Consider the following 17,920-nt stretch of genomic DNA (forward strand, 5'->3'; position numbering starts at 1 on the left):
TTCAACTACCTTTCTACGTCACCTGCAGATGCCGTCATTGCCCGGAGCACCTCCGGCTCGGAAGCCATCGGCGTATCCCCGGATACCGTATGAGCCAGCATCGCTGCGGCTGCGGCAAACCTAACGGTCTTCTCCGCCGCGAAGCCCTCCAGCTCGCCATGGATGATTCCACTGGCATAGGCATCTCCCGCCCCTATTCTATCATAGACGGAAAAAGTCAGCATATCCGAATAAGTAAATTGACCTTCGCGCAAAAGAAATCCCCGCAAGGAATGCTCATTACTGCTATGAATGGATCGATGAGTTCCGGCAATCACAGAGATTTGATAACGCTCCGACACCTGCGGCAGCAGCTCCTCAAGCTGATCTTCACGTCGTTCCTGAGCTGTACTCATCCCAAGCGTATAGAGGGCATCCTGCTCGTTCATCATCACGATGTCCGACAGCTCGAGCATTTCCTCGTAATGCGGCTTGGCCTGAACGTACCCGTTATCTCCCCACAGGGAAGGCCTGTAATTGCAGTCAAAAATCACTGTCCCGCCGCGCTGCTTGACCGCTCTAGCCAGAGCTTTCATATGCTGCCGCACACCGTCATTCATCGCAAGAGCGATGCCGCAAAAATGCAGCGCATCCAGCTCCGCAGCCAATGCCTCATAATCATAAGCATCCTGTGGTGCTGTATTGAAGCTGCTCTCCAGCCGATTCGTATACGTCACCCGGCTTGGCCTGACGCCGAATCCATTTTCAAGGAAGTAGAGGCCCATGTATTTTCCATGACGTTGAACGAGGGAAGTATCAATCCACAGCTTGCGCAAGTACGCCGCGGCTGCGTCTCCAAGCGCATTCTCCGGCAGTCTTGTAATCAGCTTCCCCTGATGCCCGTAGCGGGCCAACGCGGATACCACATTGACTCCGGTCCCGGAAAAAGAATAGTTGAGTGTATTTCCCTGCGATAGCAAATCATATCCCGGCACTTGAAGCCGCATCATCACTTCGCCAAAGGCAGCGATCCGCTTAGGCATATTGATCCGCCAGCCTCTTCATAATCGCGGTCAACTCGCGAACTTGCCCGATATTGGTGTTACCCGTGTCTTTATCGATAATCGATGAGTACACATGCGGGATGACCTGCTTAACTCCGGCTTCCAAAGCAATCGACAAAATCGGCTCAAAGTTGTCCATATCAATGCCGCCTGTTGGCTCCAGTGCGAAACCCTCTTCAGCACAGGCCGCAGCCACCGCACGATACTCATCCTCACGACTTAGGCCTTGCATCGGGAAGTATTTCAGCGCGTTCCCCCCCATGTCCCTGACTAAAGCGATCGCCGCTTTCACTGGTACAATCGCCTGGTCAGTTGCGGCCGCACTGATCGGTCCCGTGGATATATTAACGAAGCCTGGCTGTCCGCAAGGGGAGACGAGGCTGTTGATCCAGCTGTCCTTATCTCCAAGATTGGCGCGCGTTGCACCCACTGCCGGAAACACCTGGTTGATATGGCTGCCGGGGTAAAACTTCGCTATTTTCGCTACGACAGCTGCCTGACGGTTATCCCCGGCTCCCAGACCGATTGATACCGCTTCTTCAATCTCACTGCCGTATTGTTTCATCGCTTCAACGGCGTCTTCAACTGAGGAATAGTTCTTGGAGAGAACGCCGACGAGCACATAACCTTCCGCAGCCGCAAAAATTTCCTTCGCATTTGCAATATCCTTTGCCAGTACGTTCAGGGCCACTCGCCCTCTATAGAAACGTTTATCAATTAGAGCCATCTTATTTACCTCCTGCTAATTCGCGGATTCTGGATTCAATAACGTGGATGTCGTCCCCTAACAGCGGGCGCGGATCGATATCAAAATACCCTTGTCTTACCCCATAATCCCGCGTATATACAGCAATATCTCCATCCATGAGACCTGCTACTACCTCCTTGGCTGTTACGCCAGCTTGCTGCGGATCAATTTGAACTCTAGCCCGGAAAATAGCCCGTCCCGCCTCATCCTGTACGACTGACACTTGCACACCGGCCAGTTCGTTCAGGGGCATTAAAACCTGCAAGGTTTCTTTTTCCTGCTCGCTGCGATCTTCCTTCACCATATATTCATCCAGCGCCTGCAGCAGGCCAAAGGATGTCTCCTTTCCAACCTTCATGCTGCGACCGATGCCTGACAATTGCACCTTCACCCATTCGATATAGGTACGTCTGCCCGCAACGATGCCTGAGGTCGGACCCTCGATCGCTTTGGAGCCGCTGTAAATAGCCAGATCGGAGCATTTTACGTATTTCTGCAAATCCTCCTCAGCTGCCGCATCCACAATAAGCGGAACTCCATTGCGCTGCGCCACCGCCCACGCTTCCTCGACCGAGATCATGTTCTTTTGTACAGCATGGTGCGATTTTACATATAAAATAGCTGCCGTTTTCTCGGAGATGGCGTCCTCAATATGCTCGGCACGGCCTTCATTGGCGTAACCGACCTCAACCAGCTTGCCCCCGCCCAGATAGACCATCGTTTCCACCGGAGCGCCGTATTGAACGTTATGGCCTTTGAGGATAATGATCTCATTCTGATAGATCGGGTCCTGATGCAGTCGCTCGCTCTGACGGCGCTCTCCCTTGGTGACAATCCCGGCAACAGAGAGTGCAATCCCGCTGGACGCAGAATTGACAACAACGGCCGCTTCCGAGCCTAGAATCGCGGCAATGCGATCCCCGGCTTTATCAACCAGGTCAGCGATTTCCACATAGCTCTGCCCGCCCTGCCTCATCGCCTCCATCACAGTATCGCTTGGCGCAGATACGCCAAGAATGCTCATGCGTCCGCTGGCATTGATAACGCGCTTAAGCCCGTACTTCGCATTTAATGAATGTCCCATTCGTATACACTCCTTTGGCTTTGATGAACTGGTTCGTCGTCCGCTGCTCTCCTTCCGAATCGGTCAGTATGGCGGATTCCTGCTCCAGACTAAATAGCGTTAAGTTGGCGGCATCTCCGATGCGAATGCGTCCAAGATCCGGTCTTCCCAGCCATTCGGCGGCATTCGTTGTAACAGCCGCGATAATCTGCTCAAGCGGATAGCCAAGCAGCAAAAATTTGGACAGCACATTGGCCATGCTGTACACCGGACCGTTCAACCGGTTGCCGCGATAGATGTCCGTGCTGATCGTATTTGGCGCAATCCCAAATTGTTTGGCCGCTTCAGCCACCTTAAATGAGAAGCTGGCCGTTCCATGGCCCACATCCAGATGGACACCCCGGGCTATCGCGTCCACCAGCACCTGGAGCGGCTGTCCCTGCTCATTGAACAGATTATTCTTTTTGCCATTTAAATAGTGCGTAATAATATCTTTTCGCTCTAATAATGGAATTACCTCCGTAATGTCCGGAGGAGCCGAGCCGATATGTACCATTAACGGCAATTCGGTCTCGCTGGATAGTCTTCGCGCCGTTTGCAGCGGCTTAATCCCGTTTCCGCCGACCACGCTGCTGCTGATCCGCGCCTTCAGGCCAACGATTACATCGCAGAGCGTATCAACCGAAGCAAGCACCTTGCCGCGGTCAATCCATTCGAGATTGGAGAGCTCATCAACCCTTTTTAGGCCGATCCGTGAAATGTTCAGGAATGCGAACAGATTGGTCATCGCCTCCTGACTGCTCCGGGCCAGATCAACGATCCGGTCCGCGCCGCAGCTACCGGCATCGACAATCGTTGTAACGCCCTGCTTCACACCGATCTCATCGATCTCGTCACCATAGGGGTCGAACTCCGGAAAAGCATGCACATGCATATCAATCCAGCCGCTGGAGACGTAGTCCCCTTGGCCATCGTATACGGTGATGCCGTCTACGGATAGACTCGGACTCGGCACTCCCAGTCTATCGGAAGCGGTAACGCCGTTATCCGGTTGACTCGGTGTTTGGATTCCCTGGCCGACCGGAGTAATTCCTACAATTCTGCCATCCTCAATCACGATATCGATTTCCTCTCCATCCACGTGTTTGACGTTGTGGAGAATAAATCTATCATACATTCTTCTCACCACATTTCGTATATAAGGTAGTTCAAAAAGTCCACTTTTGATCATGTGGTAACACTGAAAAGCTTATTCGACATCGAATCTTGAATTCACCCGAGCCCTCCGGTGCTCACGTACCCATTATGTACGTTCCGCTCCTTAGTCCCTAGCTTCATCCAACCCTCTCAGTGCTGAAAACTGTGCTTTTTGAACCCTCAACATAACATTATAATGTTTAAGATAACACGGAATGAGCGATTAGTAAATATAACGTTATAATGTTTTTGGGTGAATGTTTTGAAGTGCTGTTTTTTTTATGAACACGAAGGTGAACTTTAAAGGAAAGGGCCCTCTCAAAAAGACAATGGCTGTTGATGTTGAGCAGAATAGATCACTAACTTCTAATGAAACTACCGATCGCTATTTCAGCAAAAACAGTCGCAATTTAACTTTAACGAAACACCATATCGTTATTTTGGAGAAATGAGTCCTTCAAATTACTTATGTAAACCAATAACGTTACCGTGTTTCGTTACAATTTTTATAGGCTTATATCGACCCTAATAGCGATACCACGTTTCGTTAGAAAATGAAGCTCCGGGCAGTTAAGAATCTCAGTAGCAGAACCGGTGAGAAAATTTCGAAAAAAGTATGACGATGACTGTGTCCCCTTTGAACCAGGCATACTAATTTAGAGGGAGTTTTGGTCAAGTACGCAAGAAAGGGGACATCTGGTCATGCCCAAATCGAAGAATGGCTTCCGGGGTTGGGGAAGAGCAGTATTGTGGATCTGTTTGTTTGGTATTTTGCTGGCTTGCTGCTATGTAATGTTCATGTTAATAAAATAAAGCAACAAAGAAATCGCCCTCCGATCGCAGGACTGAACGGGCGATTTCTTAATCTAGTATTCAATTGATTCAGTCCTCTCCGGTGGCTGTAACTGATGAGGGGTTATAAGTTATATCCGCCACTATTGGGCTTGGTTGGATTCGAGATAATGCCCAAAGTAGCCAGAAGACCAAGGATAACATCCGTAATGGCCAAAATATCCTGCTTCATCACTTCGGTTAAGTCAAACAGTCCCGTCAGATGTCCCAGAAGCTGAATAAGGAGCAGCACTTGGGATACAATACTCACCCATAACGCGTAGTTGCGCCATCTTTTTTTGATCATATTATTGACCTCCCTGCTCGATCCGTTTCAGTCTTTCATCCAGATCACTAATCCTTGCCGAGCTGCCGGCAATCAGCTTGAGAAAGTTCGCTCTTAGTCTATTGATCACGATTGCTGTCTCTTCTCTCGTTATCGCCGCTCCGGGTCTCGTTCCATCGAAATAACCATTCGCCTTGGCTTCTGCCCAGTCTTTTGCAGCCCAATCACTGACTTGATTCACATCGCGTTCGCCCACTTTCGGCTCCTCCTTTTTAGAACCGTATTTATTTCTCAATTCGGCCTCGGTACCATCAAATTCATTCAAATCCACCTGTCCGTTAATTCCGCCCACGATTCTCGAACCATTTGGCAATGTACCTCCACTTTGGCCATCGCTATATTGCCAGAACGTCCAGCGAGTCCAACCGGATGCGTCAACAGGCGCCTGAGTGCTGTATCGTGCAATCCAAAGCGGGTATTGGCTTAGTCCACTGAAATTGCCAATGAACGCCGGATAGGTGTAGAGCATCGGAGTAACTCCAGTCAATCGCCCGATTTCATTGAGAAAAGCCTTTGCAACTGCAGTAGCTCCCGCCACGCTTAAACTACCGGATTTCGATTCGTAATCAAGTACTGGAGGAAGATCGAGTTTTACTCCCGCCGACTGAATCGCATTGTAGAACACTTGCGCTGCCGATTTTGCCGCAGCTTCTGTCATCACGGAATTGTCCAGGTAATGATAGGCACCAATCATCAATCCTGCGGCTTTTGCTCCTCGGGCGTTTTCGATAAACTTTTCATCCACACCGTTTTGGGTAGCCTTAATAAAAACGAATGATATTCCACTCGCCGCTACCTTCGTCCAATCGATCTTGCCTTGCCAGTGGGAGACGTCGATACCTTGGGCGTTGCCTTGTTTTCTTGTCTGCATCGCTATCACTTCCTTTACTGTAAAATATGCTAGGTTGGTGGTAATCGGCTTGTACTCACGCCCCGCCCTGCAATTTAATCACTGTTAAAATAGCTCCGACGACAATCGTAATGATCGACGCCGCAATGGTGCGCCAGAGCCACTTCTGGGCATCTTCAATCTTGTCCAGCCGATGGTGAGCCGACCGCGCCGAGGATAACGCCTCTACCGCCGTCTCATTAGCCGCAATCGCCCGATCCAGCTTATCGTCCATATTGTCCACCTTCGTCTCCACTCTCGTAATCCGCTGAAGCACCTCAGTTTGCACCCCGTCCATCCCCCTTTCCCCCTTTCAAAAGAAATGCCCCCGGGTGGGCGGGGGCGAAAAGAAAAGCACCCCATTTAGAGGTGCCTCCTTTAAAAACTATTTATTATTCTGCACGGAAAAGAAATTGATACTGTTCCATTGCATAATAAGTCGAATCAATTACTATATAAGCTGTAGCTCCTTCAGGGACATAAACACGATATAAATGCGTACCGCTTCCAGGATTTGGAATTGCCCCATAGAAAACACTCGACTCTTTACCATCTGCATATTTGATCTGCATTCCTACTCTAAAAATACACTGGTTTCCACTAGGCATAACAAATGCGGAAACCAATTTACCTGCCCCAGTATTGTTAGTCCATTTAAACCAGTCTTGGTCCTGAGCATTTGATAAGTACAATGTATGATCCTGAGACATAGAAAGTAGAGAAATTGCACTATCTTTTGTGTCCCCTATACCCGCTGCTCGTGGTTGCACATCAGCAGCAAAAACAGATGATGACATTGTTAGTACCATCACACAAGCAAAAAGAACCGCTAAAACCTTTTTGAGTTTCATGGTCTTCCACCCTTCAGGATTTTTAGAATCGGCCGATTCGACTCTATTATACACAGATCTCCTAAATGTTGTAAATTAATTACTCTATTTAGTTGATTTTTTGACATAAAAATAGCACGCTCCATGTGGGCGTGCTTTAAGATGATGTTCCGTTGATTACTTCTGCTACTACTGTCTTAAGATTATATAGAGCTGGCACTTGTTCAATCTTATATGTTCCTACCATTACCAGGCTGACCCAAACCTTAACCAATCCGCTGTTCTTATCAAATGTCATCGTCCATCACCTCCCATCGGCTGCAATCATCATAGTTAGTTCTGCGATTGCTTGCTTGTTCTCGATGTCGGATGCCTTCAGCTCGTCCACCTCGATGCTTAACGGCTTGCGATATACTGGCTCCGTTGGCTCCGTCTCGCCAGGGTCTGGATAGCTGAACTCTAACTCTAAAGTATCCAGATTAACCCGATAACTATTGCACTCAGCAAAGTCCCGTGAATATTGTCCATACTCTAGTTGCAAGCAGCCTACCGTATCTGGCACTCGCTCGGCAAGCGCTTCATATGCTGCAAAGTCCTCTTCTTGTGTGGTTTCTCGCACAAAGCCAGAACGCTCTCCGGTGTCAACTAATACATTTCCATTCACCCTGTCAAAATATAATTTATGGCCAATTTGCAAAATGTTCATCTTTCTCTGACCTCCTTTATCACTCTATTGCTATCCAATAAGGATAAACAGCATTAAAATTACTCGATATACTGATGTAAAAACCCGAATCATTTAGCGTGATCCTGTTGTAATCAATTTCAATACTGCTAGCGTATTTATTAAATTGAATAGGTTTCCCTAAAACGGTATTACGTAACGTAACGCCATAGAATGAGTCTTCATAATAATAAGCAACTATATTGGGTGTAAATGCTAAGCCAGTAACAGTTACAGCATCATTAGCCCACCTAGTGCGGCCTGTAGCATATTTTCTACCTATCTCTATTTGCCCTATCTTGGCCGCCAATTGCGCAAATGTATCGCTGCCTGACGCTGGTACTCCTTTGCCAGTAATAGCGGCAGCGACCGCATTTTTACCATCACTGGCTGATTGAAAAGCCTCATCAGCTCTATCGTACGCTTTTTTTACAGCGGTAGCTGTAGCTGCCAAGACTGATGATGTAGTATTTACAGCATTAGTTAGTTGCACAATGCCTTTTCTTGCTGTTGTTGCAGTAGGGATTTCAGCTATCTTTTGATCAATCAGTTCTGTAATTGTCTGCATTACTGCTGTATCAAGCTCTTGTAAGGTGATTCCCTTAGCCATATGTGTTCAACTCCTTTCTATTGACGATGTTATAGATGCTTACCACCCAACGGCAATAAAACTAAATTCTAAGGAAGACATGGTAGTGTTACCTATATTAAATTGTGCAGTCATCCCGCTATTTGAAAAAGTCTTAGAAGCGACATAACTTGTCACCTTGCCAACCGTAAACGCAGCTCCTGTAAATTCGGTGTCACCAACAATAGCCATTTTCTCCCCATCAGCAGCATCCTGGGTTCTCCAGAACGCTACAACTCTTGGCCTAAAGGTTAGCCCCGTGATAGTGAATGATGGAGAATATCCAGAGCCTGTGGTAATCTTCCCGCTCGCAAAGGGTTTCCCCTCTATCAAGCTCCCAATAACACCGAATATATTAACTCCGGTTTTTATGTTTCCTGGTACAAGGTCGGCATCTCCCAAGATCGTTATTGCACTGCTATAGTACCCTGCTGCTTTAGTCTGGTTGGTTGTTCCTGGCGTAACGGTGCCACCAGCTCCACGATTGATGATCCCGTTTAGCTTAGCTACTAACGAATCCCAACTGTCTGAAGTGGCTGCCGATATACCCAGGGCAACAAGCGCGGCAACCACTTCTGATTTACGCTTATTGCCAGCTTGAAAAGCCTGGTCAAGCTGACCCTGTAGTCCGTCTACCCGGTTGATAGGTATGCTGCCTGTAGCAAGCACCGCCCCATTGATCGCACCGTCTGAACCAATCGGAACATTTTTAAAAACGACCATTGTCACCTCAGATGCAGCCGCCACGCCCGATAGAAGATTGAGTTTTGCCCGCTGCGTAACCTTCCCGGCTCCATCGCGGACGGTATTGGTCAGGGTGTACTGCGTAGCGTCCAAGACTGCCCGGTTAATCGCTACTAGCAAGGTGTCTGTGTTCGCGTCGAATAGATCGAGCGGAATCTCGAACACCTTCTGATTATCCGCTGTGGCCGTCACCAGCAGCGGGTAGCTGACCAGCTTCGGGATGCCTGTCTCCGTGACCAGGCTGATCTGCTGATCCGTGTAGGATTTCGCCTGAAGGGCCGCATCTTTGATTGCCTTCGGCGTCGCCGCCTGATTTTCGGCTTCGCTGTCCGTTGCACTGGAGAGCTGGACTTTACCTTTGACGGTTAGCGAAGCATCAGGAATATCGACCTGGCCCATGGCGGCATCGATCTTGTCCCAATTGTCATTAAGCATGGTCTTTATATTAAATGTATCGTCCCCATCGATCATAGGATCTTTTTTCAATAAATTAAGATTAGGTGTATTACTGGCCAACCGGACCACCTCCTGCAAATTTACTTAAGGGTATCTGCTCCATTTGATTGAGCGTCATTGCTCCATGAATGTCCCGAAGCAATAAATAGCTGAATTCATATTCCACCTTCAAATGAGCCGGCTTAATCCCCTCGATGACCATCTTCAGATCATCCAGGTTAGGTGGGACGCCGATGGTGTCCACAAACTTAATCGTGAAGCTCCACTCAGCAGGCTGAAATGATACATCCACGGTTCCACCATCGTAAGCTTCAGCTACATTCTTCACGAGCCGTCCGGAGAATTGCCCAGCCCCACGCAGCTTGGATTCCACCAAAGCACGACGCTGCTCAATCGGCTTAGCCAGCTCCGTTGTCAATCCGAGCTCTTCCTCCCATCGGTCCAATCCCCAGGTAGCCGTCCGCACATAGAACTGATTCAGCGTCTCATCCAGTGCTTTATATAATTCATCCAGTTCAACGCCCTTACTGTTCATATCAGACTGCATAATCCGGGAGCTCTCATAGTATCCCGGTAGATAAGAGAACATCTCTCGTCCCTTAGGGCTTATTATTTGAAAATGCTGAAAGCTACTCATAAACATTCACCGTCCCCAGAACGGCAACCTGTCCCGGTGAGATTTCCATATTTGCGTTATCCTTCCCATTAACGGTCAGGTTCGTATAATCCACAATGGACGGAAGATCCAGTAATACGGCAGCTATACGTGTATAACGAACCAACGTATCCGTAAAAGCTAACTGCTTCAAATAAGCACGAACTCCATCCTCGATATAACCCCTGACTTCTTCCATCGTTGAACCAGCCGCAAGTGTCAATTGCACCGAAATTTCAATGGGGACCTCTTTCGCCCCCATAACTGTAACCACAGGCCCGGCAGGCGCAACACCTTCCCCCTGGCCATCCATGGTCGGATCGATATGCTTCTGCGCAGCAGCAATTATTTCTGCATTTGCCGCACGTTTATCGGCATCGAGCAAATAAATTCCAACCGTACCTGGTCCATTCCACAACGGAATTACCTGAACGCCGCCAACACCCGCGACTTCCCCGGCCCATTTCATATATTGCGCCTTATTACCGCTGGTTCCTTGGTTTCGAACCTGCGCATAGAACCGCTCCAGAAGCAATTCATCTGACTCAACATCTGTACCGCCCGTAGTTTCATTGGGATTGATCACTGCCGTGATCCCGCTGATTGACGTTGACATTACATTAATAACACCCGCAGGCACATTACCGCTTCGGCCAGCGACCAGCGCCCTGATAGGAACAATACCAGATCCATCCGTTCCCAGAGCAACAGCTTCCAACGTCTTGTATTCAATCGATGCCTCATCTGTAATCTCATCTGCCGGAGTTGCCACAACAGTTCCCGTCGGCACAGTCGTTCCCGGTGTCCCCGAGAACATGACCTTGCCTATCGCTGCAACCGCAGCACGCCGGGTAAGCCCATGCTCCGCGACTCGCAGATCCAGATACTCACCGTAAGTCGTGCTCGCGAAGCCGCGCTGCAGCACTTGCTGCCCCCAAACTGCGGCATCGGCTAACACAAAAGCAACCGGAGCTTGCGAGTCCCAAATAAAAGAACCCTCGGATTTATCAATATCTGCGGGCACCCGTTCCAGCATACGCTGCATAATCTCATCCTCTGTTTGTTCCTGTAAAAAAAGCGGCAGCTCTGCCATCAGCTCACACTCCCTTCTAAAGTGAACTGCTCATCATGTACATTTCTGATCTGACAAGAGAAACGACATCCGTCTTCCTGCCAGCTAAACGTAAAACCATCCACACTCAACGTACGGGGATCAACCATTAATGTCTCCGTCACCATCCGCTGGATTTCGCTTTCTTGTACGGCTCGGCTGTAACCTCTACCGATCAATTCATCCAACTCCTGCCCATACTGGCGAGAGTAGATCAGATGCCTGTATCGCGGGGTGCGAATCGCCTTCTGGCACCACATCACCCAAGCGTCCATCCCATCTACCTGAGCTATTTTTCGCGTAGGCGTCATTACGAATTCCCCGGCATCAAAGTCGAAGCGCCAGCTCCGGCCTAGACTTACCCCGTCTTCCAACAACTCCGGATTCCCGGAATCATCCCAGGATTGCTCCATACTTTCCGGAAAAAGATTAGCCACCCCCGCTCACCACCTTACAAAGTATAATCGCATCATTGCCGCCGTTAATCGGCAGGGCCAGCACCCGGTCCCCTGGGGCGTATTTCAAGGTTAGCGATACTTCCTTCGTCTCCGAGGCTTGAAATAAAAACTTTCCCTCCCCTTCGCCCAGGGTGGTCGTCCCGGTCAGTTCCAGTTCAGGTAATCTCAAAGTTCCGGGAAACTCAGCAACATAATAATCCTTGATCTCATGCTTAAACTGATCGAGCTTAAGTCCAGTTGACGTTAACGTCCCAAGATCCGTTGCAAGACCAGAAAGAACCTCGCTGGCCTTCTTCATCGCATTATCACGAAAAGCAACAGCAAGTGCTGTATAAGGATCAACTGTCAAGAAAATACCTCCTTTTTACATCCGCCAAGGTCGTTAAGTCCAGTGTCATATGGCCCGGATTCCCAAGATCGTGCGTTACGCCCGTTACGATCAACTGCTGACCGCCCCAGCTTACCCTGTCTCCAGCACGTATGGTATTCAAATCTATGCACTGAACGGTGTAGGTTTCCCCGATGCCTGTCAGCTTGGATTGAGCCAATTTCTTGGCGGCCTCTACCGATTTGACATCATCATCGTGAACGATCCGCTGAAGAACCCCATACTTCGCCGTTTCTCCTGCAGCGATAGCTAATACCTTGGAAGGTGCATCTTCCTTACCATCCGCTGTCCCAAGCACTTTCACCTTGGTGACTGTCTCTTCCAAGGTACGGTTTTGGGTAGATGACTCGATTCCTCCCAGCACCCAAACCGTTTCATTGCTTCCGATCTTAAACAGACCGAGACCTGAAGGTGTCATCCGTGGGATGTACATGTCACCACCGGCTTTTACGGTTTCCTTCAAATCAGACATAATCATGTTGTAAATCGTCTGTGCACGGTAAACAGCTTTCTTTAATCTTTGCTTCGTATCGGGAAGGGAGGGGGCCAGTTTAATATTCCAATCAGCAGCATATTTCTTGAGACGCTGGGTAGCCGTTCCTCCCGCCGAGAAAAGACATTCGTCCTCCGAACGTGCCAAATATATCGTTCTATCGTAGAAGCTCACCCTCATATGCTTGCTCTGATCAACACTGCTTGAGCATTCCCAGACCACACCAGGATGAAGCAAATATACTTTGCTTGAACCCCCAAACGGGGTCCCGCTCACCCTGATCTCCTGCCCAGGTTCAATTCCGGGAAAGTCGGCAGGAATTTTCATGTTAAGCGTTCCTTGGTAAGCGATCATATCCAGCGAATCAGTCAAGGATATGCTCTCAATCAGCCCACTCAAATAATATTTATTCCGCAGCACAACCTCATAGCTCATCATGGCAGCACCAGCTTTTGTCCCGGCCTTATTTTGTTCGGATCTTTACCGATCGTTTTAGCGTTAGCTTTATAGATTGCCTGCCATTTTGCGCTGCTCCCTAACTCAAGCTTGGCGATTTTAGAGAGGGTATCTCCAGACTTCACCGTGTAGGTCTTGGCCGCCTGCTTCGTATCGCTTCGATTGGATGAACCGCTTTTAGCTTGAGCTGCCGCAGAATTGTGTACCTTCATTTCCTGCCAGGTACGGGCCGTAATCTCAAAATAAACATCTCCTGGCTCGCCGCCTTTGAACGTGCTGTTGTGAGCCGATAGCATAACCAGCACATTGACCGCCGTATCGGAAATGATCAGCCGGACCGGCCGTTTACTATTTATCATCGAGGTGATTTGATTCATGGCCATCTGCGGATCAGGCAAGTTCTCATAATTACAGTAACCTGGATCATAGGCTGCCGGAAAAAAAGAAGAGAAGGCGATTTCCTTCACCCTCTCTCCGACCGGAAAATCAAATTCCCCAAGCGCCACAATATTCACTGTATCCAGGGCGTTTCCCCGGGTAATCGTAATCTCTTCAGGATTCACCGGAAAATAAAAATCCTTACCCGCCGAATCGATCAAGTGGATTTCCACCGCTCATCCCTCCTTTAACTCATATTCATCATTGCAAAACGAACCTGATTAGCAATCAAGCTGCCTGTTTTTTGAGCAATATCTTCGTAGTTGATCTCGTCTTTTTGGACTGTGAGATTGATGGCGCCAGGTGTAACTGAGACGTTAACGGAATGGTCCACCTCTTGTTTGATATTGTTCGAATTTATTCCAGACACTGCTGATTGATTAGTAGGAAATTGAATTGAAGAGTCAGAATTTATGAATTTAGTACCCTTAATGATTTGATTAATCCGTTCTATCGGATTGATATACCCAATCTTATTAAGAGTTTCATTTATACTTTTTGATGTGGAATCATTTATAGTATTTCCTTGAACTGCATTACTTTGTTCTTTTTTCTTTTCTCTTTCCGCTCTTGTTCTTTCTACCTCATCAGAAACATCCTCCCCAAAAAATAAGGTACTTAAATTTTCCCGAGAAATAAAAGGCTTCATGGATTTCAGAGCGTCACCGTACGTGTTCTTCCAAGTCTCTTTATTCGTCACTCTGTTGTAAGTTTCTTTACCAAGTTCAATCGTATATTTGATAACCCCCATATCTTCTACTGGCTTACCGTTAACTTCTGTTCTAGGGGGAGTATTCAAATCATCCCATATTAATTTAGGAGCTTTCCTTACCAGGTCCGACATTCCACTGTTATCCATATATTCTTGTGTGTTCTTAATTGTTAGAAGCATTCCTGCGCCAGCAAGCAATTTTCCAGCAAATGGTAATGTTTTGGACAAAAATTTTCCGCGTCTTCCGTATGTGTCAAGACGTGAAGGAATGGTGCTTACAAACTCTTCTGCTGCTTTAGCAGTAGGAGAAACTCCCTTTGAGACTGCTTTTGTAGTTGTTTTGGAAATTGATTTTGATGCACTTTTAGATATTTCCGAAGTAACCTTTGGTGGGCTTTTCAAAGGATCCTTCACTTTACCGGGTGTCACTTTCTTACTAAGAAAATCACCCAACTCACTCATTTTCCCACCAATTTTCTTTGACAGTATGTCAACCAGAATACCGGCAGCTACTTCTTTTACAAAATCCAAGGTCCCTTCTTTCCAGCCGCCTCCGTCCGATCCAGACCCTTGATCTCCAGTAGATACCTGACCACCATTCGCCATGGATAATTGGCCTAAAATATCCGTAATCCTCAGCGGATCCAGAACAGATAAGAACGCCTCAAAATAAGTTGTTCCCGCCTTCTTGCCCACCTCTGTATAGAGCGATTCATTGCCAAACAGATCGGCAAAAGACGTACCGGCAGCCTCATCCCAGTTTGGTCCTAAGATCGTCACACGCCAAGGGGGTTGTGTTAACCGTGATAAAGAGTTGCGAATTTTGTTAATTCCAGCAGATGCATTATCAATCAGCCAAACTATCGGATTCGCGCTCATCCGGTCAAGTAAGGTCAATCTGTGTGTGATTAACCTTGCTTTTGTAGTGAAACGATCATCCAAAGAGATTACAGGCGTCATTCTTGTTTGGCCCAGAACAGCGGCCCGTCGCTGGGTCTGTTGCAATAAACTGTCCATGCTCCGCAGCTTTTTCTCAGCCTGTTCGATATCGCGGTCGTTAATGACCAAATCGATTTCCTTCTGAGGCATAAGCCACCTCCTTTCTTCCTCATACACGCCTGATAGAGACCTCAGGTTGAGGGAGAAGAGTTCAACAACTCCAGCTCCCTCTCCGAGAAGGCTCTTAACAGCAGGCGTTCTCCTTTGGGAAGAGACCAATACACCCCGGGGCGAAGACTATGCCGCGTCCAAAGATGGAAGAGCAGCGTTGTCATGCCGCCGGAGTCTATTAGTTTTTTACATCATCAATATCAATCCCAAAGCCGGAAATTTCGAGTACTTTGTCGCCTACAGCATCCAATTCCCCAGCCAAAAGCATTCGGCGAACCGCCTCTTCACCACCTGACAGCTTCAAACGGCTAATCAAGCGATCATCGCCCCATCCGCTCAGCTTCAAGGCCTGCTCCTGGCCGCCGTCCAACTTCTTCACAACTTCAAGGGCCGAGGTAGCTTCTTTAATCAACGCCGCGTTGAACAACTCGCTATCGATCTTTTCTGTAATCTGCCCCTTGGTCGTCTTGCGGATCGTACAGCGTTCGCGAATGGCGTCCACCTTGCTGGATGTTAGGCCACGCAGCGTAATCCTTAGGCTTAACCGCCCAATAAAAACGGTCTCTTCCGGCAAATTTGCTGCCGTCTCGAAGAGACCGTCCAAAATTTCCTGTTCATTCAGTTGTTCATTCAAACTCATAACCGGGCTTCCTCCCTACTTTATGAAACTTCGCTAAAATAACAATCTCCGTCAATTAAGATGCAACAATCGGGTCAAGCAACTCATAGGACTCAAACGTAAACGCCGTTTCCTCAACGACCTCTTCGCCGGCAGTCCAGTTGGCGAGCTGGATTTTATCGACCATACATCCGTTCAATTGGATGCGTTCAAAGCCATATGCCTCAGGATCATCCAGCTTATTAATGATCGAGAACTTCTGGAAGCCCCGCGTAATCATATCCGAGGTTACTTTGTAACCGCTCATTGTGCCGGTTCCTTTTTTGCGTCCCAACTTAAATACGGTATATTCCGTACCAACGAGGTTCAGTTCCCGCTTGTCCGCTTCGACATTGGCCTCCAGATGATTTAAGTTCGACTGCCAGACTCCATCAATAAAAATCTGACCGAACGTCCCCATAATAATGCGGCCTGGATCAAGATATTGTGCCATATTGTTATCCCCCTAATAATCGATTTATTGTACGTAAAACGTTCCGAAAATTTGTTCCATGACATCGGTATCATCCGCCGTCCACGCCAGGAAGACCTGATCGTCTTCAGGAACGAACTGCGCCCCGCTTCCATAAAAACGAGGATCCAGAGTTACATCGAACCCGGTGGATTCGATCACATTTTCCAAAGCTAAGGTTTGCAAATACTGCTTGCCCGCACTGATCAAAGCGAGACGACCTTCTTCCGTGTTATTCACTTTACCGATATAGTGATCCTCGGCGGTTTTTTGCAGATCTGAGTTGATCTGGTCAATGACACGAATCTTGCGGATCTTCTTCCAGCCTCTGTTCTTGCCTTCACCCAGCGTATTCAGACTGTTCACCCCGCGAAGCACCTTCACCTTGCGACCATCATGCACCAGCAAAAATACCCCGTTCTGCACGCCCTGCTCTTGCTCGGAACGAGTCCAGCGACGTGTTACATCCTCAAACGGCGCAACAGCATAAGTTGTTGACTCCTTCAAGGACTGACCGGCAATCAGACCCGCCACCCAAGCAGCTACCTGGGAGGAAGAGTATTCTTTGCCGTTCATTTTTGCCCCTGTACCCACGTTAACGATCCCTTCAAAATCGCTGGCCATACTGCGGGCTATCGCTGTATTTACCGCATCACTGGCTGTATCCTCGGCCGAAGTGCCGCCAAGTGTGGCAATAATTCCTTTGCCCTCGCCACGTACACGTTTCACCCAAGCAACAACGCTGGTCCGAAGTGCCGCATCCGTGACACCGTCAAGCGTCAGCAAATGGAAGTCCTGGGTCTCAAAAGCTTCCGTAGCCTTAATATAATCGGCATTAGTAATGCCTGAGATTCCGCTCTCTCCACCTGCAAAGGCTTCGCCGGATACATCCGCGAGCGTGCCTTCCGCTATTTTCTCAGCGACAATCCATTGATTGCCCGTGTCTTCATTTATAGCAGTTGCAGCCTGCGCCGCCTCGCCGCTTCCTAGTGCAATCGTCCGCAGCAGTTTACCACCTTCGTACAGTTTGAGTTCTTTGGTATTTGCAATGACCGGGCTTGGCTGAATCGTTACTTTGAAGTCATTGCCACGCTTGCCAGGGTACTTCGCTTTCAGAGTAATTGCATCTGCTGGGCTAGACTCAGTATTTTTTAAATGAATAATGGCTTCTGCCGCTGAACTGTCTGCCAGACGATAAGCCAGCAGCTTGTTCGGTCCGCCGAGCAGCGCAAGATATAAAGTGGAGAATGCTGTTGCTCCATCTGTCTCGTTGTCAGTAAACATCTCCCGGATCACCATTTCACTATTTACCTCAACAAATTGGCCGATTGGCCCCCAATGCGATTTGACTGGGGCGACGACAACCCCACGTGCTCCAGATTGAATCGCCGTTCCGGCCGCACTCACAAAATTCATATACAAACCGGGCAAAACCGGTTGATTCGTTAAATTCCAAGTTCCTCCTGCCAT

Annotated in this window: 22 protein-coding genes; all 22 read right to left on the reverse strand. The window is 48.3% G+C overall.

Annotated elements, in window-relative coordinates; genetic code table 11:
* Positions 1-5: 5 nt before the first annotated feature.
* The 22 genes from BN1360_RS23340 to BN1360_RS23445 all read right to left on the reverse strand — a co-directional run bounded on the left by BN1360_RS23340 (position 6) and on the right by BN1360_RS23445 (position 17,920).
* Positions 6-1,022 (reverse strand): sugar kinase, encoded by a 1,017-nt coding sequence (locus BN1360_RS23340; protein ID WP_068782225.1) that lies wholly within the window; start codon positions 1,020-1,022, stop codon positions 6-8.
* Entirely contained in the window at positions 1,015-1,770 is a 756-nt protein-coding gene (gene dagF, locus BN1360_RS23345; protein WP_068782226.1) for a 2-dehydro-3-deoxy-phosphogluconate aldolase, read from the reverse strand. Before dagF ends, BN1360_RS23340 begins: the two co-directional genes overlap by 8 nt.
* Position 1,771: 1 nt before the next feature.
* The gene (locus BN1360_RS23350) at positions 1,772-2,875 is read right to left on the reverse strand and encodes a DgaE family pyridoxal phosphate-dependent ammonia lyase (protein ID WP_068782227.1); all 1,104 of its coding nucleotides are present in this window, start codon (positions 2,873-2,875) and stop codon (positions 1,772-1,774) included.
* Positions 2,841-4,031 carry an amidohydrolase/deacetylase family metallohydrolase gene (locus BN1360_RS23355; protein ID WP_068782228.1) on the reverse strand — a complete coding sequence of 397 codons (1,191 nt, stop codon included), beginning with the start codon at positions 4,029-4,031 and terminating at the stop codon, positions 2,841-2,843. Before BN1360_RS23355 ends, BN1360_RS23350 begins: the two co-directional genes overlap by 35 nt.
* 936 nt (positions 4,032-4,967) lie before the next feature.
* Positions 4,968-5,189, reverse strand: a complete 222-nt coding sequence (locus BN1360_RS23360) for a phage holin (protein WP_068782230.1) — start codon at positions 5,187-5,189, stop codon at positions 4,968-4,970.
* A 1-nt stretch (position 5,190) separates the two neighbouring features.
* The gene (locus BN1360_RS23365) at positions 5,191-6,099 is read right to left on the reverse strand and encodes a glycoside hydrolase family 25 protein (RefSeq protein ID WP_068782231.1); all 909 of its coding nucleotides are present in this window, start codon (positions 6,097-6,099) and stop codon (positions 5,191-5,193) included.
* Positions 6,100-6,154: 55 nt separating this feature from the next.
* The gene (locus BN1360_RS23370) at positions 6,155-6,415 is read right to left on the reverse strand and encodes a hemolysin XhlA family protein (protein ID WP_068782232.1); all 261 of its coding nucleotides are present in this window, start codon (positions 6,413-6,415) and stop codon (positions 6,155-6,157) included.
* A 94-nt stretch (positions 6,416-6,509) separates the two neighbouring features.
* Positions 6,510-6,968 carry a hypothetical protein gene (locus BN1360_RS23375; RefSeq protein ID WP_148466637.1) on the reverse strand — a complete coding sequence of 153 codons (459 nt, stop codon included), beginning with the start codon at positions 6,966-6,968 and terminating at the stop codon, positions 6,510-6,512.
* Between the two features lie 136 nt (positions 6,969-7,104).
* Complete coding sequence (locus BN1360_RS23380; protein ID WP_195714300.1) at positions 7,105-7,245, reverse strand: hypothetical protein; 141 nt, start codon at positions 7,243-7,245, stop codon at positions 7,105-7,107.
* 6 nt (positions 7,246-7,251) lie between these two features.
* A complete protein-coding gene (locus tag BN1360_RS23385; protein ID WP_068782234.1) occupies positions 7,252-7,653 on the reverse strand; it encodes a hypothetical protein in 402 nt (133 codons plus the stop codon).
* A gap of 19 nt (positions 7,654-7,672) precedes the next feature.
* Positions 7,673-8,281, reverse strand: coding sequence for a tail fiber protein (locus tag BN1360_RS23390; RefSeq protein ID WP_068782235.1), 609 nt, complete (start codon positions 8,279-8,281; stop codon positions 7,673-7,675).
* A gap of 39 nt (positions 8,282-8,320) precedes the next feature.
* The gene (locus tag BN1360_RS26100; protein WP_068782236.1) at positions 8,321-9,559 is read right to left on the reverse strand and encodes a phage tail protein; all 1,239 of its coding nucleotides are present in this window, start codon (positions 9,557-9,559) and stop codon (positions 8,321-8,323) included.
* Entirely contained in the window at positions 9,549-10,136 is a 588-nt protein-coding gene (locus tag BN1360_RS23400; protein ID WP_068782549.1) for a YmfQ family protein, read from the reverse strand. Before BN1360_RS23400 ends, BN1360_RS26100 begins: the two co-directional genes overlap by 11 nt.
* Positions 10,129-11,247, reverse strand: coding sequence for a baseplate J/gp47 family protein (locus tag BN1360_RS23405; RefSeq protein WP_068782237.1), 1,119 nt, complete (start codon positions 11,245-11,247; stop codon positions 10,129-10,131). The genes BN1360_RS23400 and BN1360_RS23405 overlap by 8 nt, the downstream gene beginning before the upstream one ends.
* Positions 11,247-11,702, reverse strand: coding sequence for a DUF2634 domain-containing protein (locus BN1360_RS23410; protein ID WP_068782238.1), 456 nt, complete (start codon positions 11,700-11,702; stop codon positions 11,247-11,249). The genes BN1360_RS23405 and BN1360_RS23410 overlap by 1 nt, the downstream gene beginning before the upstream one ends.
* Positions 11,695-12,072 (reverse strand): hypothetical protein, encoded by a 378-nt coding sequence (locus BN1360_RS23415; protein WP_068782239.1) that lies wholly within the window; start codon positions 12,070-12,072, stop codon positions 11,695-11,697. Before BN1360_RS23415 ends, BN1360_RS23410 begins: the two co-directional genes overlap by 8 nt.
* Positions 12,062-13,039 carry an XkdQ/YqbQ family protein gene (locus BN1360_RS23420; RefSeq protein WP_068782240.1) on the reverse strand — a complete coding sequence of 326 codons (978 nt, stop codon included), beginning with the start codon at positions 13,037-13,039 and terminating at the stop codon, positions 12,062-12,064. The genes BN1360_RS23415 and BN1360_RS23420 overlap by 11 nt, the downstream gene beginning before the upstream one ends.
* Positions 13,039-13,671 (reverse strand): LysM peptidoglycan-binding domain-containing protein, encoded by a 633-nt coding sequence (locus BN1360_RS23425; RefSeq protein WP_068782241.1) that lies wholly within the window; start codon positions 13,669-13,671, stop codon positions 13,039-13,041. The genes BN1360_RS23420 and BN1360_RS23425 overlap by 1 nt, the downstream gene beginning before the upstream one ends.
* 14 nt (positions 13,672-13,685) lie before the next feature.
* Positions 13,686-15,299 (reverse strand): hypothetical protein, encoded by a 1,614-nt coding sequence (locus BN1360_RS23430; RefSeq protein WP_068782242.1) that lies wholly within the window; start codon positions 15,297-15,299, stop codon positions 13,686-13,688.
* A 199-nt stretch (positions 15,300-15,498) separates the two neighbouring features.
* Complete coding sequence (locus BN1360_RS23435; RefSeq protein ID WP_068782243.1) at positions 15,499-15,960, reverse strand: phage tail assembly chaperone; 462 nt, start codon at positions 15,958-15,960, stop codon at positions 15,499-15,501.
* Positions 15,961-16,015: 55 nt separating this feature from the next.
* Positions 16,016-16,432 carry a phage tail tube protein gene (locus tag BN1360_RS23440; RefSeq protein WP_068782244.1) on the reverse strand — a complete coding sequence of 139 codons (417 nt, stop codon included), beginning with the start codon at positions 16,430-16,432 and terminating at the stop codon, positions 16,016-16,018.
* A gap of 24 nt (positions 16,433-16,456) precedes the next feature.
* Positions 16,457-17,920 (reverse strand): phage tail sheath subtilisin-like domain-containing protein, encoded by a 1,464-nt coding sequence (locus BN1360_RS23445; protein ID WP_068782245.1) that lies wholly within the window; start codon positions 17,918-17,920, stop codon positions 16,457-16,459.

It is taken from the genome of Paenibacillus sp. GM2, assembly GCF_900069005.2.
In the GTDB taxonomy this organism is placed as follows: domain Bacteria; phylum Bacillota; class Bacilli; order Paenibacillales; family Paenibacillaceae; genus Fontibacillus.